Here is a 21,929-nt window from a genome sequence, read left to right as displayed (position 1 = left end):
GCTCTCGAGGATTCGTCGGTCGTATCGTGATCGAAATCGACCGACGGCCCTATGATGCTGCCAACACACGCGCGGCACCGATACCGGGGCCGGCAAGACCAGCAGGCTGGTGGGGGTGGTCGAACCGCACCTACGGCACCGACGTACACGGTCGAACAGGAGGTGGAGCGCCGTGCAGGGACTGATCCTGCAACTGACCCGTGCGGGGTTCCTTCTGCTGTTGTGGTTGTTCGTGTGGGCTGTGCTGCGCACGTTGCGCAGCGACATCTACGCGGCATCCGGCATTCGGATACAGCCCAGGGCCGCACGCGGTTCCGCGGTGCTGCCTTCCTTCAGCCGGGGCCAGAAGGGCGCCAAATTTCTTGTGGTGACTCAAGGTTCACTCGCCGGCACTCGCATCTCGCTCGGCACCCAACCGGTGCTGATCGGACGTGCGGATGATTCCACGCTGGTACTCACTGATGACTACGCCTCGACCAGACATGCGCGACTTTCTCCGCGTGGTGACGACTGGTACGTCGAAGATCTCGGCTCGACGAACGGCACCTATCTCGATCGCGCGAAAGTCACGACCGCGGTCCGAGTTCCACTCGGCACGCCCATCCGTGTCGGTAAAACAGTGATCGAGCTCCGATCGTGACACTTGTTCTCCGCTACGCAGCGCGCAGCGACCGCGGTCTCGTCCGAGGCAACAACGAAGACTCCGTGTATGCGGGCGCGCGACTACTCGCACTCGCCGACGGCATGGGCGGCCACGCCGCGGGAGAAGTCGCCTCTCAGTTGATGATCGCCGCGCTCGCCCACCTCGACGACGACGAGCCGGGCGACGATCTACTCGGCAAACTCGACGCGGCGACCCGAGAGGGCAACGCGGCCATCGCCGACCAGGTCGAGGAAGAGCCCGAGCTCGACGGCATGGGCACCACGCTCACGGCAATCCTGTTCGCGGGCAAGAAGCTCGGCCTCGTGCACATCGGCGACTCGCGCGCCTACATGCTGCGCGGCGGTGAGCTCGCCCAGATCACCAGGGACGACACGTTCGTCCAGTCCCTGGTCGACGAGGGCAGGATCACACCCGAGCAGGCGCACACGCACCCGCAGCGTTCGCTGATCATGCGCGCGCTCACCGGCAACGAGATCGAGCCGACGCTGATCATGCGCGAGGCACGTGCCGGGGATCGCTATCTGCTGTGCTCCGACGGCCTCTCCGACGTGGTCAGCGACGAGACCATCGCGAACACCATGCGCGAGGGCACGACCGACGAATGTGCCGACCGGCTCATCGAACTCGCGTTGCGCAGCGGTGGTCCCGACAACGTGACCGTGGTCGTGGCCGACGTCATAGATCTGGACTACGGGCAGAGCCACCCGATCGTGGCGGGCGCCGCGTCCGGCGTCGACGACGACACGCCGCCGCCGAACACGGCCGCGGGCCGCGCCTCAGCGCTGCGTCCGCCACGGGCCGCGCCGCGCAGATCCGCCGCCACGCCGGAGCCTCCCGAGAAAGGGAAGTCATACCGGCTGCGCTGGATCGTGCTCGCGGTGGCGCTGGTCGTTGCCGTCTGTATCGGACTTCTGGTCGGCTACAAGATGATTCGCAGCAACTACTACGTCGGCGCCGATGACGGTTCGGTGGTGATCCTGCGCGGGCTGCCCGGATCGATCCTCGGCTACTCGATCCACGACGTGAACCTGGTCGGCTGCGTGACCCGCGGCGGTGAACTCACCCTGACCGAGCATCGCGACGACCTGCCGTCCTCCTGCAAGCCGCTGACGGTCGGCGATCTGAAGCAGACCGGCCGCGATCAGGTGGACAAGGGGTTGCCTCCGGGTTCGCTGGACAAGGCCAAGGACTCGATGACCTATCTCGCCCAGCGAGAACTGTTGCCGCCGTGCCCGGCCAAGGGGTCAGTGCCGCAGCCGGGGGTCATCCCGTCCACCGAGCCCGCGCCGCCGGGACCCGCCGGCGCGGCGCCTGCCCCGACCACCACGCCCGCGCCCGCGCCCGGCGAGGGTGACATCAGGGGCACCGAGATCAAGACACCGACGAAGTCGGAGGCTCCTGCCCCGCCGTCGAGCACGTCGTCGAACCCCCAGACCGCGGGGGAGAACTGCCGGGTGACGGACTGATGTCCGCACCGTCACCGCCGTCCGCGGGGGCCTTTCCCAGTCCCCCGGGCGGATTCGCTCCCGCGCCCCCGCCGAGCACCAGACGCAACGTCGAACTGTTGCTGCTTGCCGGGGCGGCAGTGATCACCACAGGCTCTCTGTTTCTGGTCGAGGCCAGTCAGGAGCAGTCGATCACCTGGGAGATCGCCAAGTACGGTCTGGCGTATCTGGCGTTGTTCGGTGTCGCGCATCTGACCGTGCGGCGATTCGCGCCGTTCGCCGACCCGCTGCTGCTGCCGATCGTCGCGCTGCTCAACGGCCTCGGCCTGGTGCTGATCCATCGGCTCGACCTCGCCGACGAGCAGACCGCCGCGTACAACTCATGGGCGGTTCCCTCTCCCGACGCCAACCAGCAGATCCTATGGACCGCGTTGGGCACGGCCGTGTTCATCGTGCTGCTGATCGCGCTGCGCGATTACCGCACGCTGGCTCGCTACAGCTACACACTCGGCCTCATCGGACTTGTCGCACTGGCCATTCCGGCCATCCTGCCCAGCAAGTTCTCGGAGACCAACGGCGCGAAGATCTGGATCCGCCTGCCCGGATTCAGCGTGCAGCCGGGTGAGTTCGCCAAGATCCTGCTGATCATCTTCTTCGCGTCCGTGCTGGTCGCCAAGCGCGATCTGTTCACCGCCGCCGGGCGCCATGTGCTCGGCATGGAGTTCCCCCGCGCCCGCGACCTCGGCCCGATCCTGGTGGTCTGGCTCGTCTGCATCGGCGTGCTGGTGTTCGAGAAGGACCTCGGTACATCGCTCTTGATCTTCAGCACCGTGCTGGTAATGCTGTACATCGCCACCGAGCGTGTCGGCTGGCTGATCATCGGAGGCGGGCTGCTCGCGCTCGGCTTTTTCTTCGCCTACCAGCTGTTCGGTCACGTCCGGGTCCGGGTGGAAACCTGGCTGCACCCATTCGACGACTACAACAACACCGGCTACCAGATCTCGCAGTCACTGTTCGGCCTGGCCACCGGCGGCCTCGCGGGGACAGGGCTCGGCAGCGGCAGGCCCAACCAGGTGCCTTTCGCCAAGACCGACTTCATCATCACCACGATCGGTGAGGAGCTCGGGCTGATCGGGCTAGCCGCGGTGCTCGTGCTGTTCCTGGTGTTCGTGGTACGCGGCCTGCGCACGGCGCTCGCGGTGCGCGACAGCTTCGGCAAACTGCTCGCCGCCGGCCTGTCGTTCACCATCGCGATCCAGCTGTTCGTAGTGGTCGGCGGCGTCACCAAGCTGATTCCGCTGACCGGTCTCACCACGCCGTTCATGTCCTACGGCGGCTCCTCCCTGCTCGCCAATTACGCGCTGCTCGCGTTGCTCATCAAGGTTTCGGACGCCGCACGGGCGCCCGCCCCGGTGCGCAAGAAGGAACCAGCGCCGATCGCCGATGCGCAGACCGAACTGCTGCGCCGCGACGCGGCACGACCGGAAGCGGGGCCCGTGACATGAACACTCCGCTACGCCGAGTCGCGGTCGCGGTGATGCTGATGATCGTCGGTCTGCTGCTGAACGCCACCTACGTTCAGGTGATCAAGGCCGACGATTACCGCAACGACCCGCGCAACTCGCGGGTGCTGCTCGACGAGTATTCCCGCCAGCGCGGACAGATCTCCGCGGGCGGCACCGTATTGGCGAGCTCGGTCGCCACCGACGACCGCTACAAATACCTGCGCACCTACCCGACCGACCCCGAGGCATTCGCGCCCGCCACCGGCTTCTACTCGATGCAGTACGGCAGCACAGGGCTGGAGCGAGCCGAGGACGCGCTGCTGAACGGGTCCGACAGTCAGCTGTTCGGCAGCCGTCTCGTCGACCTCGTGTCCGGCCGGGATCCACGCGGCGGCAACGTGCTCACCACCCTCGACCCGGTGATGCAGCAGGTCGCCTATGACCAGCTGACCAGCAAGGGTTACACCGGCTCGGTGGTGGCGATCGAGCCGAGTACCGGCAAGATTCTCACCATGGTTTCCACGCCGAGCTACGACCCGAACCTGCTCTCGGGGCACGACGGCGCGCGCGGCACCCAGGCATGGGAAACCCTGAGTGCGGATCCGCGCCATCCGATGTTGAATCGGGCTATCTCACAGACCTACCCGCCCGGCTCCACGTTCAAGGTGGTGGTCACCGCCGCCGCGCTGGCCAACCGCACCGCCACCCCGGAGGACCAGTTCACCGCGGCGCCGAATATCACGTTGCCCGGCACCACCACCACGCTGGAGAACTACAACGGCTCCACCTGCGGGCCGAACCCGACCGCCTCGCTCTACGACGCGTTCCGGCTGTCCTGCAACACCGCGTTCGCCGAACTCGGAGTCAAGGTGGGCGCCGCGAACCTCAAGGACGAGGCGGCCGCATTCGGCATCGGCCCGCACCGTGGGATCCCGATGCCGGTAGCGGAGAGCACCGTCGGCACGATCTCGGACAACGCCGCGCTGGCCCAGAGCAGCATCGGCCAGCGGGACGTGGCGTTGACCCCGCTGGACAACGCGGTCGTCGCGGCGACCATCGCCAACGGGGGCGTCCGAATGGAGCCCTACCTGGTCGATCAGCTGCAGGGCCCGGACTTGAGCGAGCTCTCCAAGACCAAGCCGGTCTCGGTCGGACAGGCGGTCAGCGCCCAGGTAGCGTCGACCGTAACCAACCTGATGATCGCGTCGGAGAACAACACCGCCGGAGGTGCCCAGTCCCGCTATCAGATCGCGTCCAAGACCGGCACCGCGGAACACGGGTCCAACCCGCGCAACACGCCGCCGCACGCTTGGTACATCGCGTTCGCCCCCGCGCAGAACCCGAAGATCGCCATCGCGGTGATCGTGGAGAACGGCGGGGATCGGGCGCTTGCCGCGACCGGCGGCTCGGTGGCCGCGCCGGTGGCTCGTGCGGTCCTGGACGCGGGTCTTCGAGGGGGCTGAACGATATGGATGTGCGAGTGAAGGTACGGGGACCTCGATGCTGAACAACGGTGCGATGATCGCCGACCGGTACCGGCTGCAGAGACTGATCGCGACCGGCGGCATGGGCCAGGTCTGGGAAGCCCTGGATACGAGGCTGGACCGCCGGGTCGCGGTCAAGGTGCTCAAGTCGGAGTTCTCGGCCGACCCGACGTTCCGGCATCGATTCCGCACCGAGGCGAAGACCACCGCCCAGCTGAATCACCCCGGTATCGCCGGTATCTACGACTACGGCGAGACCATCGACCCGCAGGGCAGCGAAACCGCCTACTTGGTCATGGAATTGGTCCAGGGCGAGCCGCTGAACACGGTGCTCAACCGGCTCGGCAGACTGTCGGTGGCCCAGGGCTTGGACATGCTGGAGCAGACCGGGCGCGCGCTCGAGGTGGCGCACCGCGCAGGCGTGGTGCACCGCGACGTGAAGCCGGGCAACATCCTGGTGACGCCTACCGGCCAGGTGAAGATCACCGACTTCGGCATCGCCAAGGCGGTGGACGCTTCCCCGGTGACCAAGACCGGCATGGTGATGGGCACCGCCCAGTACATCGCGCCTGAGCAGGCGGTCGGCGAGGACGCCACCGCGGCAAGCGACGTGTATTCGCTCGGCGTGGTCGGCTACGAGGCGCTCGCCGGGCAGCGGCCCTTCATCGGCGACGGCGCGATCACGGTGGCGATGAAGCATGTTCGGGAGACTCCGCCGCCGATGCCGTCCGATCTGCCCGGCAACGTCCGCGAGCTGATCGAGATCACCATGGCCAAGGAGCCGGGGCGCCGCTACGCCCGCGGCGGTGAGTTCGCCGACGCGGTTGCCGCGGTGCGCGCGGGCCGCCGCCCGCCGCCGCCGAGCGGCTCCCATCCCTCCACCCCCCTCACCGGAGCCACCCGGGTGCTGCCGCCCGGCCCCACCGCCGTCATTCCCTCCACAGCACATGATTTCGACGGTGCTACGGTGCGCTACTCGACGCCCGCGGCTGGGGCGATCGGCGCGGCGGGCCATGCGGGTGCGCCCGCCGCGGCGCCGGCGACTTTGATGAGCCATGGCACCGGCGGCGATACCCGGCCCCCCGATGACGGCAAGCGATTCACCGCGACGCAGAAGTGGTTCGCCGGGCTCGGCATCGGCGCCGTCCTGGTCGGTGCCCTCACGCTCTACCTGCTGTTCGGCGGTGACACCAACCCGAATTCGACGCCGTCACCGACCTCGACGACCGCGCCGAGTCCGAAGCCGGTGCCGCCGATCGTCACCACGACCACCCCCAAACCCGCACCGCCGCCGGTGGTCACGACCGTCCCGGAACCGACAACCACCGAGCCACCGACTACGACCCCGGAGCAGACGACGACCACCCCGCCGCCCAGCACCACGGCACCGAGCACGACGAAGCCGACCCCGACCGCGCCGACCACCACCACGCGGCCACGAATTCCCACCTTCGACTTACCATTTCCGGAGATTCCTGGTGCCCGAGGACCCTCGGCCACCGTCAGCGTGCCCGCTACTCCTTGGCAAGGACAACCATGACGACCCCGAAGAATCTCTCCTCCCGCTACGAGCTGGGCGAGATCATCGGGTTCGGCGGAATGTCCGAGGTGCACAAGGCGCGCGATGTCCGGCTGAGCCGGGACGTGGCGATCAAGGTGCTGCGCGCCGACCTGGCGCGCGACCCCACGTTCTACCTCCGGTTCAAGCGCGAGGCGCAGAACGCCGCCGCGCTCAACCACCCGGCCATCGTCGCGGTCTACGACACCGGCGAGGCCGAGGTGGACGGCGGTCCGCTGCCGTACATCGTGATGGAGTACGTGGACGGTGACACGCTGCGCGACATCGTCCGCGGCAAGGGTCCACTACCGCCGCGCCGCGCGATGGAAGTTGTCGCCGATGTCTGTGCCGCATTGGATTTCAGCCACAAGGCCGGAATCGTGCACCGCGACATGAAGCCCGCGAACATCATGATCAACCGAGCCGGCGCTGTGAAAGTGATGGACTTCGGCATCGCCCGTGCGATCGCCGATAGCGCCAACCCGATGACGCAGACCGCCGCGGTCATCGGGACAGCGCAGTATCTTTCGCCGGAACAGGCCCGCGGCGAGACGGTGGACGCGCGTTCGGACGTCTACTCCGTCGGCTGCGTGCTGTTCGAAATCCTCACCGGGGAACCACCTTTCACCGGCGACTCGCCGGTTGCGGTCGCTTACCAGCATGTCCGGGAGGACCCACGGCTTCCCTCGCACGTGTACTCGGGCGTGCCACGCGAGCTCGACTCGGTCGTGCTCAAAGCGATGAGCAAAAACCCGGCCAACCGGTACCAGACCGCGGCCGAGATGCGCGCCGACCTGATCCGGGTGCTCGGCGGCCAGAAGCCGAGCGCCCCGATGGTGATGACCGAGGAGGACCGCACCACCATCATGGGCGCGGACGAGCCCGCGCCGCGCAGCTACCGCACCATCGAGCGCAACGACGACACCGCGGAGCAGGACCCGACCGATCCTGCCAATCAGCGCCGCACCGCCTACATCGCGATCGGCGCCGCCGCCGCGATCGCGGTGGTGTTCGCGCTGTTCTGGGTGTTACTCGGCCCGGGAAGCAGACCGGACCAGGTAGCCGTTCCCGACATGTCGAACAAGTCTTCCCAGCAGGCACAGGACTCGCTGCAGAAGCTCGGGTTCACGGTGGCGATCCAGCAGAAGCCGGACAGCAAGGTCGCGACGGGCAATGTGATCGCCACCCAGCCGCTCGGCGGATCGCGGATCGACAAGGGCAGCACCATCACGGTCCAGGTCTCCACCGGTCCCGCACAGGTTCAGGTGCCGAAGCTGACGGGCCTGTCGCAGCAGCAAGCCGAGCAGGAGCTGAACGCCAAGGGTCTGCGGTTGAACTCGAACGTCGACCGCAAGCCGTCGAGCACCGCGGAGAAGGACACGGTGATCGAGCAGAACCCGTCGCCGGGTTCGAAGGTCGATGTCGATTGGGAAGTGATCGTCACCGTCGGCACCGGCCCCGAAGCGGTTCGCGTTCCCTACGTCGTCGGACAGCAAATCGATGTCGCCGAGCCGAATATCGAGGGCAACGGCTTCAAAGTGTTCGTCCAAGAAGTGCAGTCGTCGAAGCCGAAAGGCGAAGTGATCGCGTCCAGCCCCTCGGGCGGCAGCACGGCGGACAAGGGATCCACGGTTACCGTGCAGGTGTCCGCAGGCGATCTGAAGATGCCTTCATTGATCGGTCTCACGGTCTCGCAGGCGGTGGACAAGCTCCGCGCGGAGGGCTGGACCGGCAGCACGAGCCAGGTCAGCCAGTCCCCGCAGGGCACTTTCGACGCGGGCAACGTGGGCCGCGTCCTCAGCCAGCAACCGTCCGCCGGAAGTTCGGTCCAGAAGAACGGGTCCATTGCGGTCGGCGTGGGAGTTATCGGCCCGCCGTGAATGGTGTCGCCGTTTCCGTGGGGTCGTCCCCACGGAAACGTCTGGTATCGAGAAAAACGAGACCACTCGGTGTGAAAGTGCGGGAGAATGAGCGTGCTTCATCCCAATCAGCGCAGCTGAGCACGAGGAGGTAGCTCATGACCACCGCCAGGGACATCATGAAACCCGGCGCACAGTGGATCTCCAAGGACGAGACCGTCGAAAAGGCCGCCCGCATCATGGCCGAACTCGGCGTCGGATCCCTGGTCATCTCGGATGAGAACGAGCGGATGTGTGGCATCGTCACCGACCGCGACATCGTTGTGAAGTGCATTGCCCAGGGTCTGCCCCCGGGCAAAACCCGGGTCGCCGACCTGTGCGAGGCGACGCCGCGCTGGGTCGACGCGAACGCCGACATCGAGGTCGTGCTCGACGAGATGGAAAGTCATCGGGTCAAGCGGATCCCGGTGATCGAGAACAAGAGGCTCGTCGGCATGATCAGCGAGGCGGACCTGGCCAGGCATCTGGACGACAATCAGCTCGGCGAGTTCGTGACCGCGGTCTACGGACGGCCTTAGGTTCCAGGACAGGTCCAGGTGGCGGTTCGTAGACATCGCCGCCTGGGCCGGTTCGACCAACTCGACACCATGCTGCCGTAGTTTCGAGCATGTGGCTCGTCGTCACGGACAGCCATCAGCCAGGAAACGCGCGACCGTTGCGTCGCAGTGCGCTCTAGCACCTGGGGCGTCACCGCACGACGCATTCCGATCAACCGATCCGCCGATCAACCGATCCGCCGATCGGCACTATTCGCTTTCGGTAGGTAGCGCAGCACGGCGACGTCGCCCACTCGGGTCACGTCCGCGAGCCGCATCCTGCGGTGCGGCGCGCCCGGGTAGTCGGCGGCGGCGAGGAAGCGTGGCGCCGCGACGTCGCCGACCAGGATCGGGGCGACGGCCAAGTGCAGTTCGTCGGCCAGATCGGCCGCGAGGAAGGCGGTGTGGACGCGGGTGCCGCCCTCCACCATGAGGCGGGCGATGCCACGCCGACCCAGGTCGTCCAGCAACGCGCCGAAGTCGAGGTCGGCGCCGAGGCTCGTCACCTCGGCCAGACCAGCCAACCGATCGGTGAGCCGTGCTGCGCCCGCGTCGGTGGTGTAGGCGAGCTTGCCGCCGCCATGGTGCCAGAACCGCAAGCCGGGATCCAGGTCGCCACTCGCCGACACTGTCACCTTGAGCGGATACTCCGGTTTGCCCGCCGCGACACGCGCGGCCCTACGGTCGGCGCTGTCGACAAGCAGCCGCGGGTTGTCCCTGCGCAGGGTCTGCGCGCCGACGAGGATCGCGTCGGAGTCCGCGCGCACCTGGTCCACGCGATCGAAATCTGCGGCGTCCGAGAGCCGCAGCCGCTCAGGGCTCGCGTCGTCGATGTATCCGTCGACGCTCATCGCGACCGACAGCAGTACATGCGGACGGGTCACTGCAGCACCAGAGCGGCGACCTCCGCCTCCAGCCTCTCCACCAGCCCCTCGGTCGGACGCTCGCCGCACACGCCGAGCCAGTTGGCGAGCATGCGGTGACCGCCCTGAGTCAGCACCGATTCGGGATGGAACTGCACGCCATGGATCGGCAGGGTGCGGTGGCGCATGGCCATGACGATCCCGCTCTCGGTGCGTCCGAGCACCTCGATCTCCTCCGGCAGGGAGTCCTCGACAACCGTGAGCGAGTGATACCGAGTGGCGGTGAACGGGTCGGGTAGACCTACCAGCACGCCGGCGCCGATGTGGAACACCGAACTCGTCTTGCCGTGCAACAGTTCGGGGGCTCTGGTGACGGTGGCGCCGAACGCCTCGCCGAACGCTTGATGGCCCAGGCACACGCCGAGCAGCGGAACGTTGTGCGCGGCGCAGGCGCGCACAAGAGCGATACTGGCCCCCGCGCGGTCCGGGGTGCCTGGCCCGGGGCTGATCAGGATGCCGTCGAAATCGCGCACGACCGCGTCGACATCGGCCAGGTTCGGATCGTCGTTGCGCCAGACCACGGCGTCGACACCGAGCTGTCCGAGGTACTGCACCAGATTGAAGACGAAGCTGTCGTAATTGTCGACGACCAGAACACGCATGGGATCGAGATTACGTCCCCGCCCGGCACCACGTCGCATCCATTAGCAGTTGGGATAGCCTAGAGGCACACCGGAGGGCGCCGGAGCCTCGTCCACAGCGGCGAGTGGGCTCGGCAGATGAACCGAACTGAATCCGCCCTGCTGGTACCGACCTGTACGCCGAATACGAGGACGTCATGCCCAAGTCGAAGGTCCGTAAGAAGACCGACTATACGATCAACCCCGCCAGCCGGACCCCGGTGAAGGTGAAGGTAGGGCCGTCGCCGGTCTGGTATGTCACGATCATGCTCGGGTTCATGCTGGCCGGGCTCGTCTGGCTGCTCGTCTACTACTTGGCCGCCGAGCACATCAGCTGGATGAACGACCTCAACGCATGGAACTTCCTGATCGGATTCGGCCTGATGGTGGTCGGCCTGATCATGACCATGCGCTGGCGCTGATCGCGACGGATTACAGACGTGTCATTCATGCACACCTGTGGATGAACCTGTGGACAACTCGAGGAGCGATTGGGGAGCGTCTTGACTCCTGAACCTGGGGATCCTGGACCACGGGATACCGAGCCCCGCATCGCCTGGACCACCCCAACCCCCGCACTCGTCGCGGTCACGGTAGGCGGCGTCATCCTGGCTGGTGCCGCGATCCTCGGCACCGACGCCGCCAGTCGCCTGCTCGTCGGGCTCGCGGCGGTCGGCCTGCTCGCCCTTGCCGGGCTCGGATTCCGGCAGAGGCCACGACTGTCCGTGCTGCCCGGCGCGGAGCCGCGCCTCGTGGTCCGCACTCTGACCGGCCCCGACGAATACTCTCCCGATCAGATCCTCCGCGCCCGGGTGGTCAGCTACCGCCGCCTCGGGCGGAAGGTGCCAATGCTGGAGCTCGACGTCGAGCATGCGGGCGCCGAGCGACTGCTGATCTTCGGCCGCTGGGATCTGGGCGCCAATCCCGAATTCGTGTACCGCGACCTGGTCGAGGCCTTGCGCCTGTCCGAGGACAACACCCGCTGAATCCGCAGCCGCGGATCGATGAGGAACCACGGCGTACCGCACACGCGGATGTTTCACGTGAAGCACGAATTCCCGGGTCAGGAAGTCAGTGTCACCGCGGTCGCGCCCACCACCGATAACGCCACGATCGCAACGACAGCCACTGCCACCCAACCGATCATCCGGGCGGTTTCCTGGGATTTCGCCCGCAACCAGCTCGGCAGGAACAGGATGCCGAGCGTCGCGAGAGTGCCTGCGGCCAAACCGCCGAGGTGTCCCCAGAGCGAGATTCCGGGCAGCGAGAAACTGATGAACACGTTGATGCCGATGACGATCAACATCTGGTTCGGGCTCTGCCGCAACCGGATCAGGATGACCGTGATCGCGCCGAACAGGCCATACACCGCACCGGACGCGCCTGCCGTCACGGTGTTCTGCGCCAACGCCATGACAGCGGCGGAGCCGCCGAGCAGCGAGACCAAGTACACCGCAAGGTAGCGCATCCGCCCGAGCACCAGCTCAGCGTCTCGGCCAACCACATACAGCGCGAACATGTTGAGCAGCAGATGGATCGGACCGTAGTGCAGAAATCCCGAACCGAGCACCCGCCACCACTCGCCGTCCGCGACAGCAGGAGCGAAGAGCACCCAATCCAGGAACAGCGATGAGCCCCGCTGGTTGTCCAACAGGCTCTCCGACTGTGCTGCCGTGATCGCGAAGACGACTATGTTGACCGCGATCAGGGCATAGGTCACATACGGCATCGGCGCCCTTGCCGTCTGGGCGCCGGCGACCGTGCGCACCGCCGACGCGCTGCGCTGGTCCTGGCGCAGGCAATCCACGCAATGCTGGCCTACCGCCGCTGGACGCAGGCACTCCGCACAGGACGGCCGCCCGCACCGAGTGCAGGCCAGGCCGGTCGGGCGATTCGGGTGGCGGACACACGTCGGTGCGGGCGGCTGAGGGTTCATAGTCTCATTCGATCGTGATACTGGTGATGACGACAGGGTCGAGCGGACGGTCGTTGCGATCGGTCCTGGTGGTCGCGATCGCGTCGACCACCTTGCGCGAATCCTCGTCGACCACTTCGCCGAAGATCGTGTGCTTACGGTTCAGGTGTGGCTGCGGCCCGACCGTGATGAAGAACTGCGAGCCGTTGGTGCCCGGTCCGGCGTTGGCCATCGCCAGCAGGTAGCCGCGGTCGAAGCGCAGTTCCGGGTGGAACTCGTCACCGAACTCGTAGCCCGGACCGCCGCGTCCGGTGCCGGTGGGATCGCCGCCCTGAATCATGAAGCCGTCCATAACCCGGTGAAATAGGGCGCCGTCGTAGAACGGGCCAGTATGGCCCCCGCCGGCGTTCGCGGTGGTGTACGTTGCCGAACCGTCGGCGAGCCCGACGAAATTGCGAACCGTCTTGGGGGCGTGGTTACCGAAGAGCGAGATCTTGATATCGCCGTGATTCGTGTGCAACGTTGCCACGGACGTCTGATTCGGTGAGGTCACGCCGCCCATCGTGCCACGACCGTCGGTGCAGGCGGGAAACCGGATGGGACCGCGCTGTGAGCTGGGCCTCCTGCGCGAATCGCCGGGCTGTGCCAGAGTGGTCCAATGACCTTGGGGCGCCTACATGTCTCTGCACGTTCGCGTAATCGACTCATTGTCACGGCCGCCGTCGCGCTGGCGGGTGGCGTGGCCTGGTTGGTACGCAACCGGCGGCCCCAGCCGCCGGAACCCGCACCCGCGCCGCCGCGGATCGGCTACTCCCGGAACGGCTCCGCGCCGACGCCCTTGACGGAGGCCGGCGCGGAGAATGGCCGCTGATACCGCCGCGGGTCAGCGGCTGACCGTCTTCTTGTACTGACGCAGGGCGAGCGGCACGAACACCGCCAGGATCACTACCACCCAGATCAACGAGGTGGCCACCGGGTGCTGCATCGACCAGGCATCCGACTTGGGCGCCAGCGGGCTGGTGTTGCCGAACAGCTCTCGCGTCGCCTGGGTGAGCGCGGATACCGGGTTCCATTCCGCAACCACCCGCAACACGGTGGGGAGCTTGTCACTGGGCACGAACGTGTTGGCGATGAAGGTGAGCGGGAAGACCACCATGAAGCTGGCGTTGTTGAACACCTCCGGCGCTCGCACCAGTAGGCCAACCACGGCCATGATCCAGGACACCGCGTACGCGAACAGCAGCAACAGCACGTACGCCACCACCGCGTCCAGCAACGAGCCGCGAATCCGCCAGCCGACGACCAGGCCGGTCAGCGACATCACCGTCAGGCTGACCACATTGATCACCACGTCGCTCAGGGTGCGGCCGACCAGCACCGCCGACGACGCCATCGGCAGCGAGCGGAAGCGGTCGATAATGCCCTTCTGCATGTCCTCGGCCAGGCCAGCGCCGGTGAAGCTCGCGCCGAACACCACGGTCTGGGCGAAAATGCCGGCGATGAGGAACTCTCGGTAACCGCCGGAGAGGCCGGGCACGTCGATGGCCGCGCCGAAGATGTAGGCGAACAGCAGCACGAACATGATCGGCGAGAGCGTCGAGAAGATCAGGACGTCGGGTACCCGCTTGATCTTGATGACGTTGCGCTTCGCGATGGTCAGACTGTCGCTGACCACGATCGACAGTCGTTCTCCCATCGAGAGTCGTTCCAGGACCGGAGCTGCCGCGGTCATCGGGTCGTTCCTTCCGTAGCTTCCAGTTTGTCGTTCGCGTTGTCGGTCGCGGCGGGGCCGTCGCCGTTGGTCAGCGCCTCGGCCTCATGGCCGGTGAGGGTGAGGAAGACGTCGTCGAGCGAAGGACGCCGCAGGCCGACGTCGTGGATCTGCACGTTGTGCTCCGCCAGCTTGCCGACCGCCTCGACCAACGCCTGCGATCCGTCGGAGACCGGTATGGTGATCCGGCGCAGCCCCGGCTCGAGGTGGATCTCGCCGTCGGCCAGGCTCTTCAGCGCGGCCTCGGCGGTCGCGAGGTTGTCGGCGTGGTCGACGGTGAGTTCGATGCGGTCACCACCGACCAGGGTCTTGAGTTCGTCCGCGGTGCCCTTGGCGATCACCTTGCCGTGATCGATCACCGCGATGGAGTCGGCGAGCCGGTCGGCCTCCTCCATGTACTGCGTAGTGAGCAGCAGCGTGGTGCCACCCGCGACCAATTCCTCGATGACATCCCAGAGATCGAGGCGCGCACGGGGATCGAGCCCGGTGGTCGGCTCGTCGAGGAACAGCACCGGCGGGTTCGCGACCAGGGCGCCCGCGAGGTCGAGGCGACGTCGCATGCCGCCGGAATAGCCCTTGACCGGCCGGTCCGCGGCATCGGTCAGCCGGAATCGCTCGAGCAGCTCGCGAGCGCGTTCTTTACTCCGCTGCACGCCCATGTGATACAAACGTCCCACCATTTCCAAATTCTCGAAACCGGTGAGATATTCGTCGACGGCGGCGTATTGACCCGACGCCCCGATCCGTGAGCGCAATGCCTGGGGCTCGCGCAGCACGTCGATTCCCGTGACAATCGCGCGACCCGCGTCCGGCACCAACAATGTGGTGAGCACTCGGACGGTAGTGGTCTTACCTGCACCGTTGGGTCCGAGCAGCGCGGTAACGGTCCCCTCCGGGACTGTGAGGTCAAGGCCGTCGAGGGCGACCAGCTGGCCGTATCGTTTGACCAGACCCTCGGCGACTATTGCGTCGGGCATGATTCTCCTGAGGTTTCGTGAGTTTTCGATGTCGGTGATGTGCGGCGCCAGGAAGCTTCCAGGGCCTGCTGATTCGCTGGATCGGTCGACCGGCCGATACCCGAGTCAGTATTGCTGCGCCCGTCGACAAATTCATCCGATTTGTTCGGCTCGTTGGGCGTGACTGGACGCATGAGTGGCAAGAAAAGGGCCCCATTCCGATTCAGGCCGTGCTCGGAGCACCGGATCGGAATGCGACCGTTTCCATGATCCGATGTGCCGGCGCGCCGGGTCCGTGTGTCGCGAACTACCCGATTCGGCGCCGACCGATACTCGCGGCGGGTGCGCTCAGGCGAACTATGACCCGCCGAGCGGGCGCGGTCGGTCGAAGTGGTCGAGTTGGTGGACACGAACACATGTTCGCATCTGGGTACGACAGTTTCGCCGTCGCGACATGCCGGGACTATTCGACACGCGGCGCCGATCGGCCCGGGGTATACGCGCAGACAGCGTATTCCGGCAGCGACACACAGCGGCTGGTGGGCGTGTTTTCACGTCGATCGCAGCACCAGATCACGCGGCGGAAGATGCCGAACAGCCTGCTCGTGAAAGCTTTTGGCAAACAACAAGCCACCGGACTCGAGCAGCGGGAACAGGTGGTCTCTCAGCCGTTCCGGCTACCAGTAGTTCAGGGGGTAGGCCGACCCGAAAAAACTTGGAAAAGTGGCAGGCCCCACGCACGCGGAAATGCAGATCATCGAGTAGCATCATTCACGTCGGCCCCTCCCCCCCGGGCCGACCCTACGCGGGCCTCGGCTAACTCCCCCCCTTCGCCGAGGCCCGCTCCCCATTTCTGGACCAGGTCAGGTCTATTCCGGCCGGTCGGCTTCCGGCAACACGGACCGCCACGCCGCGGCCAACCTCTGGTCGCGCGCCCGGCTCGCCGTCGCGAGCAAGGGGCGGTCGCGCGCCCACCGCTGCCGTGTCTCCGGGTCCACGGACTCCCACAGTGGGACCAGCTCGACCAACACTTCGCCGAACAACTCGAAGGTCCCGCCGAGCGCGATATGTACGCCCGGGGAACTCGGCGCATCAATATCCAGCCCACGCACGGCGGCTATCGCGGTCAGCAATCGCTGCCGACTTGCCTGCGGCCAGCCCGACGCACGGGCCACGCGCAGCAGCCAGCCGAGGGTGGCGGCCAGCACGTGGATATCCTCGATCGTGCGGAACGGCTTCAGGTAGTCCAGGTATCCGTCGCCGGGCAGCACCCGCACCGGCACATCGGTCAGCCGCACCAATGCGTGCGAAATCTCCGGCGCGAACGGAAGCGCGGGCTGATCCGTCACTCGCACCCCCGTTTCCTTCGCGTCGACCATGGTGGCGCGCAGTCGATTCCGTCCATCGGACGCCGTGCCGACGCTCGCGATCACCACCAGTCGCTGAGCGAGCACACCCATGGTCGCGAACGACTTCGTACCGTTCACCAGCCACGCACCGCCGCACTCAGTGAGCGTCGTGCGGATCGCCGACGGATGGCCGCCGCCCTCCTCGGTCGCGCACATCGCGACCAGCTCGTCGTCCGGCAGATCCGGGATCAGCGCACGCAACGCCTCCTGATAGCCGGACAGGAACGCAAAGCCGAGCCGGTCGGCGCCGAATCCGGCCGCGATCGCGACATCGACCGGCCGCTCGAACCGGTTCGCCGCCACCTGATGGCACATCCACGCCGCGGCGATATCGTCGAGCGGAGCAGTCGCCGCGGGCTCGGTCAGCAGGAAGTCGAGCAGAGAGTCCACGTCAGCACGGTAGCCCGTGCGCGTGCCGATTCTGCTGGATCGGCCTGCCACAGCGCGGCGGAGACCTGCCAGATCCGGCTGCGTTGGTCCATGTTGGTCCATGCCACGGATGGATCCGGCACTCGGTGACGTGTGTCGGCTGACAAAAACAGTCCCACACACACCCGGAGGCCGCTGGTGATCCGCTGGCAACCGCGGCGCTGCGCAAGAGAATTCTCCGGGCGAGCCTGTATCACTGAGTGATCCACTCCATGGCGGAAGGAGCCTGACCGGTGCCGAAGCCAGACGAAGATCGCCGAAAGGCACTATTCGACGCAGAAGCCAGGCTGTCCTGGGTGCTCGCCGCGCTCGCCGGTCTCATCGGTGCCGCAGCGTTCATGCACACCGCTGGCTATTTCGTCACGTTCATGACGGGCAATACCGAACGGGCCGTGCTCGGGTACTTCCACGATGAGCCCGACCTAGCGGTCGCGGCCACGGGACTTCTGGTGTCGTTCCTGTCCGGTGTCGTGGTCGCGTCATGGTGCCGCAGGCGCTACTGGTCCGGGCACCCGCACGGCCCCACCCTGCTGACCACATTGTGTCTGGCGGTCGGCTCGGCTGTCGACACCATCCTGTACCAGGCGGACACCGACCGGATCGACTTGGTGCCGATCATGTTCGTCGCGTTCGGTGTCGGAGCCCTCAACACCTCGTTCGTGCAGAACGGCGAGGTTTCGGTGCCGTTGAGCTACGTCACCGGCACGCTGGTCAAGATGGGCCAAGGCATCGAGCGCCACGTCAGCGGCGGTGACTACGCCGACTGGCTCGGATACTTCCTGCTCTACGCGAGCTTCGCGCTCGGCGCCCTGCTCGGCGGACTGCTGAGCATGGTGGTCGCGGGCTGGGCCATGCTGATCACCGCCACCACTGTCTGCCTGATCGTCACCGGCGTCACCTACTTGCACTTGGACCGGCACGGACCCCTTACGCGGTGAAGCCGGCGGGCTGCGCCTGTCGGTGTCCGCGGCTACGGTGGCCGCGTGGAAAGTATCGAAGACGAAACCGCCGCGTTCGCCGCACTCGTCGTGCAACACCTGTCCGCACGCGGCGAGAACGAGGTCGAGTACGACGAGGACGCGTTCGCGCTAAACAGCGGTGATCTGGTCCTCAACCTGCACAATATCTTTCGCGAGACCCGCGGGCTCGACGCGGAGGAGCGTGACGCCCGCATCGCCCGGCACCTCGACGCCATGCAGGATGCGTGCGATCCGGAGCAGGACTGGGCATCCGCGAGGTCGGCACTGCGACCTGTGTTGCGGCCCAACAGCTTCGGCATGGACGTTCCCGAGCTCGATATGCGACCAGTCGCGCGGCCCGCTTTCCCGTTCGTCGACGAGATGGTCGCCATCGACATGCCCGACGCCCGCTCGATCGTCTCCTACGCAACGCTGGAACGATGGGGCATCACCGCCGACGAGGTGTTCACGGCCGCGCGCGAAAACCTCGAAGCTATGGTTGGTTTCACCGGAATCAAGGAGCCGGGCATCCTGCAATTCGTCGACGATGGTGACGGCTACTGCGCCTCCTGGCCGCTCATCCCCGGCTGGCTCGCGGGCTCCGGCGACAGCGCCCAGCCGGCTGTCGCCTTTATGCCCGATGTCGACACCTTGATCATCGCTCCCAGCGGTGCCGAGCTGGAGGACGTCTTCGAGGTGGTCGAGGAGCAGTACCGCGACGCCGTCCGCCCGATCTCGCCGCAGGGCTATACCGTCGACGGCGAGGGAGCGGTTATTCCGCTCGACCACTCACCCGCGCATCGCCACCTGCCCGCGGTGCAGCGCGCTCGGTGTGGTTTGGCAGTCACCGAATACGACGCCCAGGCCCAGTTGCTCAACGAGATCGTCGAGCGCGATTTCGAGTTCACGCCCTATGACATCGAGCCCGCCTATGTCGCTTCGGTCATGTACGGCCACGGCGACAACGGCCCCTACACAATGACCGTCTGGGGCGAGGGCGTCGACTATCTGCTCCCGGAAGCCGACTACGTCGCGTTTTGTCGAAACGACGAAAACGGCGAGCTGGAGCGACTTTTCGAAGTCCCTTTTCCCGCCGTTGCCGATCTCGCGGGGCTGACGCCGATCCCGGATCTGTTGCCCCGCAGGTACGAGATCCGTGAGTGGCCCGACGCCGGGACGTTGGCACAACTGCGGGCTGCGGCTGTCTCCCCCTGAGCCTCCCGCGACGACAAGGCGCAGCGCAGAGCGACGCCACCACCGCGGCAAGGGCCCCGTGTCAGCGGGTGGTGACCTCGTGCCACATGTCGTCGCCGCGCCGGCGCAGCTTGGAGATTCCGACAAGGACCAGAACCGCGACACCGACTGTGAGGAGAAGTTTCATGGTTCCCACCCTACTGTGATGACCGAGTGTCAGCCCAGGAGGATTGACCGTATAGAGGCAGTGATTGTACAGTCACTCACTATGACGAAGCGGAGTGTCACCCTCTCCACATCGGACATCCGGCGCGAAGCCGTTGTCGATGCGGCTATCGCCGAGTTCGCTCGGTCAGGGTTTCACGGGACGCCGATCAATACCGTGGCAATGCGGGCGGGGATCTCGCCGGCGTATGTGTTCAAACTGTTTCCGAGCAAGGTGGAGCTGTTCGTGGCCGCACTGGATCACTGCTACGAGCTGGTCCAGCAAGCCCTGGCCACGGGAGCCACGCGGGCGGGTGATGGCGACCCGGAGCAAATTCTCCACGAAATGGGCGGCGCTTATGCCCAGTTGATCGTCGACAAGAGTCTGCTGATGTTGCAAGTGCACGCCCAGTCGGCGGCCGACATCCCCGAGATCGCCGAGGCGGTGCGCCGGGGACTCCGGGGAGTGACCGAGCATGCCAAGGCCCGTTCGGGCGCCGAAGACGACCAGGTACAGCGGTTCATGGCCTATGGCCAACTGTGCCATCTGATCACCACCCTCGAGTTGGACGGGCACGACGGCGGGTGGGCAGGAATCCTCACCGCGGGCATCCGCCATCCGAAGGCCCCCGAGACGCCCGAAAGGAAGTGAACGCGATGAGCAAGCGCACCTACCCACACCCGCCGCGGACCGGGCGATAGCCTGGGCCAAGATCTTCCCGCCGCCCCAATTCCGGGGCCATTCTTTGACCAACGGGTGATTGATCAATCACACACCATATGCATGCGCGCCGATCGTGCTCCCGAGCGCACCGCCCTAGCGGTCCTGCCCGCCGCCCTGACGACGCGGGGACCGTCGACCCCATCCCGAAAGAGGAGAAACACCGATGACAACAGAAGCCACGTCCCCTACCACTGCCGTCGAGGTCGTCCTGCCCGGCCGGGTCGAGCCGGACGAACTGGTGATCACCCGTCGTAGTCTGCCGCCGCTGGGGTCCGGACAGGCTCTGGTACGAGTCGACGCCACCGGCGTCTCGTTCGCCGAGCAGCAGATGCGGCGCGGAAAGTACTACGACCAGCCGCCTTTTCCCTTCGTACCCGGTTACGACCTGGTGGGCACCGTCGTCGACGTCGGCGCCGGAGTCGACCGGACACTTCTTGGTCGGCGCGTTGCCGCGCTGACCAAGATCGGCGGCTGGAGCAGTCACATTGTGCTGGAGGCCGCCGACCTGGTGGACGTCCCGGAGGGCCTCGACGCCGCCGAGGCGGAGACCTTCGTCGCCAACGGGATCACGGCCTGGCAGATGCTGCACCGGATCGCCAGGGTGGGTGTGGGACAGACGATCCTGGTGCACGGCGCGAGCGGCGGGGTCGGTTCGACGCTGGTCCAACTGGCCCGCATCGCGGGAATTCGGGTGATCGGCACCGCATCGGCGCGCAATGCCACGGCCGTGGACGCGCTCGGGGCAATCCCGGTCGACTACCGCGGCGATGTGCCGCAGCAGGTTCGGGCGATGGCACCCGAGGGGGTGGACGCGGTGTTCGATCACGTGGGCGGTCCCGGGATCGTGGATTCATTCCGTCTGCTGGCACCCGGTGGCACGCTGGTCGCCTACGGCAGCGCCTCGACGAAGGACCATGCGGGTAACTCCCGGCTGCCGGTGCTGAAGCTGTTCACGCGACTACTGTGGTGGAATTTACTGCCCAACAGCCGATCCGCGCACTTCTACAACATCTGGGCGGGCAAACGCCGCCTCTCCCGGTTCCGCCGACGGGTCGCGGAGGACCTGGGCTCCGTATTCGTTCTAGCTGCCCAGGGCCGATTGCATGCCCAGGTGGCCGCCCGCTTCCCGCTCTCGGACGCAGCTCAAGCCCTGGAGCTGGCCGAATCCCGCACTGTCACCGGCAAGGTCGTGATCCTCCCCGACCTCGAACTCTGAACTGATCCCCGCATACTCATGAATTCGAGGACACCATGATCGCCGTATCGCACGGCCCACTACGAACAACCCCATCACCGGCCAGAACCCGCAGTCCAGCGTCGCCACCGCGCAGCGACTGCTCGCCACGCTGGGCGGCTGACCGAGACTCCTTCGCGGGAGCTGGAAGGTGGCCGCTACTCTGCTCGCAACTCCGGCCGACGATTCGAACCGGAGTTGCCAGCGAAACGAGTTGTGGAGCCTAGGGGAATCGAACCCCTAACCCCTGCCTTGCAAAGGCAGTGCTCTGCCAATTGAGCTAAGGCCCCTTACCGCGTGCACGACGCGGAATCCAGACCATCTGAATGGTGGATGACCAGGAGTATGGGGAGTGGGCCTAGGAGGACTTGAACCTCCGACCTCTTCGTTATCAGCGAAGCGCTCTAACCGCCTGAGCTATAGGCCCGTACCGGTGTTGTGTCGCATGCACTCAATTGCTTACACACAACTCATCGACCG

The 21,929-nt window shown here is 66.4% G+C and carries 20 protein-coding genes and 2 tRNA genes; 13 read left to right on the top strand and 9 right to left on the bottom strand.

Annotated elements, in window-relative coordinates:
- Positions 1-172 precede the first annotated feature (172 nt).
- From OHB12_RS25175 to OHB12_RS25145, 7 genes are all read left to right on the top strand, one after another.
- Positions 173-640: an FHA domain-containing protein FhaB/FipA gene (locus OHB12_RS25175; RefSeq protein WP_327111272.1), complete on the top strand. Its 468-nt coding sequence runs from the start codon at positions 173-175 to the stop codon at positions 638-640.
- On the top strand, positions 637-2,130 hold the full coding sequence (locus OHB12_RS25170; protein ID WP_327111270.1) for a PP2C family protein-serine/threonine phosphatase: 1,494 nt from the start codon (positions 637-639) through the stop codon (positions 2,128-2,130). Before OHB12_RS25175 ends, OHB12_RS25170 begins: the two co-directional genes overlap by 4 nt.
- Positions 2,130-3,614: an FtsW/RodA/SpoVE family cell cycle protein gene (locus tag OHB12_RS25165; RefSeq protein WP_327111268.1), complete on the top strand. Its 1,485-nt coding sequence runs from the start codon at positions 2,130-2,132 to the stop codon at positions 3,612-3,614. Before OHB12_RS25170 ends, OHB12_RS25165 begins: the two co-directional genes overlap by 1 nt.
- On the top strand, positions 3,611-5,077 hold the full coding sequence (locus tag OHB12_RS25160) for a peptidoglycan D,D-transpeptidase FtsI family protein (RefSeq protein WP_327111266.1): 1,467 nt from the start codon (positions 3,611-3,613) through the stop codon (positions 5,075-5,077). The genes OHB12_RS25165 and OHB12_RS25160 overlap by 4 nt, the downstream gene beginning before the upstream one ends.
- A 37-nt stretch (positions 5,078-5,114) precedes the next feature.
- On the top strand, positions 5,115-6,638 hold the full coding sequence (locus OHB12_RS25155; protein WP_327111264.1) for a protein kinase domain-containing protein: 1,524 nt from the start codon (positions 5,115-5,117) through the stop codon (positions 6,636-6,638).
- On the top strand, positions 6,635-8,536 hold the full coding sequence (gene pknB, locus OHB12_RS25150) for a Stk1 family PASTA domain-containing Ser/Thr kinase (protein ID WP_327111262.1): 1,902 nt from the start codon (positions 6,635-6,637) through the stop codon (positions 8,534-8,536). Before OHB12_RS25155 ends, pknB begins: the two co-directional genes overlap by 4 nt.
- A gap of 137 nt (positions 8,537-8,673) precedes the next feature.
- Complete coding sequence (locus OHB12_RS25145; protein ID WP_327111260.1) at positions 8,674-9,093, top strand: CBS domain-containing protein; 420 nt, start codon at positions 8,674-8,676, stop codon at positions 9,091-9,093.
- A 206-nt stretch (positions 9,094-9,299) separates the two neighbouring features.
- On the opposite strand, the gene OHB12_RS25140 is transcribed toward OHB12_RS25145, so the two are convergent.
- Both OHB12_RS25140 and OHB12_RS25135 read right to left on the bottom strand, forming a co-directional pair.
- Positions 9,300-9,995 (bottom strand): RibD family protein, encoded by a 696-nt coding sequence (locus OHB12_RS25140; protein ID WP_327111258.1) that lies wholly within the window; start codon positions 9,993-9,995, stop codon positions 9,300-9,302.
- Complete coding sequence (locus OHB12_RS25135; protein WP_327111256.1) at positions 9,992-10,636, bottom strand: aminodeoxychorismate/anthranilate synthase component II; 645 nt, start codon at positions 10,634-10,636, stop codon at positions 9,992-9,994. The genes OHB12_RS25140 and OHB12_RS25135 overlap by 4 nt, the downstream gene beginning before the upstream one ends.
- 176 nt (positions 10,637-10,812) lie before the next feature.
- On the opposite strand from OHB12_RS25135, the gene crgA reads away from it, so the two are divergent.
- Positions 10,813-11,076, top strand: coding sequence for a cell division protein CrgA (gene crgA, locus OHB12_RS25130; protein ID WP_327111254.1), 264 nt, complete (start codon positions 10,813-10,815; stop codon positions 11,074-11,076).
- Positions 11,077-11,157: 81 nt separating this feature from the next.
- Positions 11,158-11,640, top strand: a complete 483-nt coding sequence (locus OHB12_RS25125; protein ID WP_327111252.1) for a PH domain-containing protein — start codon at positions 11,158-11,160, stop codon at positions 11,638-11,640.
- Between the two features lie 77 nt (positions 11,641-11,717).
- On the opposite strand, the gene OHB12_RS25120 is transcribed toward OHB12_RS25125, so the two are convergent.
- The 5 genes from OHB12_RS25120 to OHB12_RS25100 form a co-directional block, all read right to left on the bottom strand.
- Positions 11,718-12,590 (bottom strand): rhomboid family intramembrane serine protease, encoded by an 873-nt coding sequence (locus OHB12_RS25120; RefSeq protein WP_327111250.1) that lies wholly within the window; start codon positions 12,588-12,590, stop codon positions 11,718-11,720.
- Positions 12,591-12,594: 4 nt separating this feature from the next.
- Positions 12,595-13,122, bottom strand: coding sequence for a peptidylprolyl isomerase (locus OHB12_RS25115; protein WP_327111248.1), 528 nt, complete (start codon positions 13,120-13,122; stop codon positions 12,595-12,597).
- Between the two features lie 330 nt (positions 13,123-13,452).
- Positions 13,453-14,265, bottom strand: a complete 813-nt coding sequence (locus OHB12_RS25110; RefSeq protein WP_442800135.1) for an ABC transporter permease — start codon at positions 14,263-14,265, stop codon at positions 13,453-13,455.
- Between the two features lie 32 nt (positions 14,266-14,297).
- The gene (locus OHB12_RS25105; RefSeq protein WP_327111244.1) at positions 14,298-15,317 is read right to left on the bottom strand and encodes an ATP-binding cassette domain-containing protein; all 1,020 of its coding nucleotides are present in this window, start codon (positions 15,315-15,317) and stop codon (positions 14,298-14,300) included.
- Between the two features lie 848 nt (positions 15,318-16,165).
- Positions 16,166-17,095, bottom strand: a complete 930-nt coding sequence (locus OHB12_RS25100; protein WP_327111242.1) for an acyl-CoA dehydrogenase family protein — start codon at positions 17,093-17,095, stop codon at positions 16,166-16,168.
- A 272-nt stretch (positions 17,096-17,367) separates the two neighbouring features.
- On the opposite strand from OHB12_RS25100, the gene OHB12_RS25095 reads away from it, so the two are divergent.
- The 4 genes from OHB12_RS25095 (at position 17,368) to OHB12_RS25080 (ending at position 21,431) form a co-directional block, all read left to right on the top strand.
- The gene (locus OHB12_RS25095) at positions 17,368-18,072 is read left to right on the top strand and encodes a YoaK family protein (RefSeq protein ID WP_327111240.1); all 705 of its coding nucleotides are present in this window, start codon (positions 17,368-17,370) and stop codon (positions 18,070-18,072) included.
- Positions 18,073-18,117: 45 nt separating this feature from the next.
- The gene (locus tag OHB12_RS25090) at positions 18,118-19,308 is read left to right on the top strand and encodes a hypothetical protein (protein ID WP_327111238.1); all 1,191 of its coding nucleotides are present in this window, start codon (positions 18,118-18,120) and stop codon (positions 19,306-19,308) included.
- Between the two features lie 247 nt (positions 19,309-19,555).
- The gene (locus OHB12_RS25085; RefSeq protein ID WP_327111236.1) at positions 19,556-20,143 is read left to right on the top strand and encodes a TetR/AcrR family transcriptional regulator; all 588 of its coding nucleotides are present in this window, start codon (positions 19,556-19,558) and stop codon (positions 20,141-20,143) included.
- A 235-nt stretch (positions 20,144-20,378) separates the two neighbouring features.
- Positions 20,379-21,431: a medium chain dehydrogenase/reductase family protein gene (locus tag OHB12_RS25080; RefSeq protein WP_327111234.1), complete on the top strand. Its 1,053-nt coding sequence runs from the start codon at positions 20,379-20,381 to the stop codon at positions 21,429-21,431.
- Positions 21,432-21,666: 235 nt separating this feature from the next.
- Here OHB12_RS25080 and OHB12_RS25075 read toward each other — a convergent pair.
- Positions 21,667-21,739, bottom strand: a tRNA-Ala gene (locus OHB12_RS25075).
- Between the two features lie 63 nt (positions 21,740-21,802).
- A tRNA-Ile gene (locus tag OHB12_RS25070) sits at positions 21,803-21,876 on the bottom strand.
- Positions 21,877-21,929 lie beyond the last annotated feature (53 nt).

Origin of the sequence: Nocardia sp. NBC_01730 (assembly GCF_035920445.1) — a bacterium.
In the GTDB taxonomy this organism is placed as follows: Bacteria; Actinomycetota; Actinomycetes; order Mycobacteriales; family Mycobacteriaceae; genus Nocardia.
The sequence above is the reverse complement of the archived record's forward strand: the minus strand, read 5'-3'. Positions and strand labels throughout refer to the sequence as shown.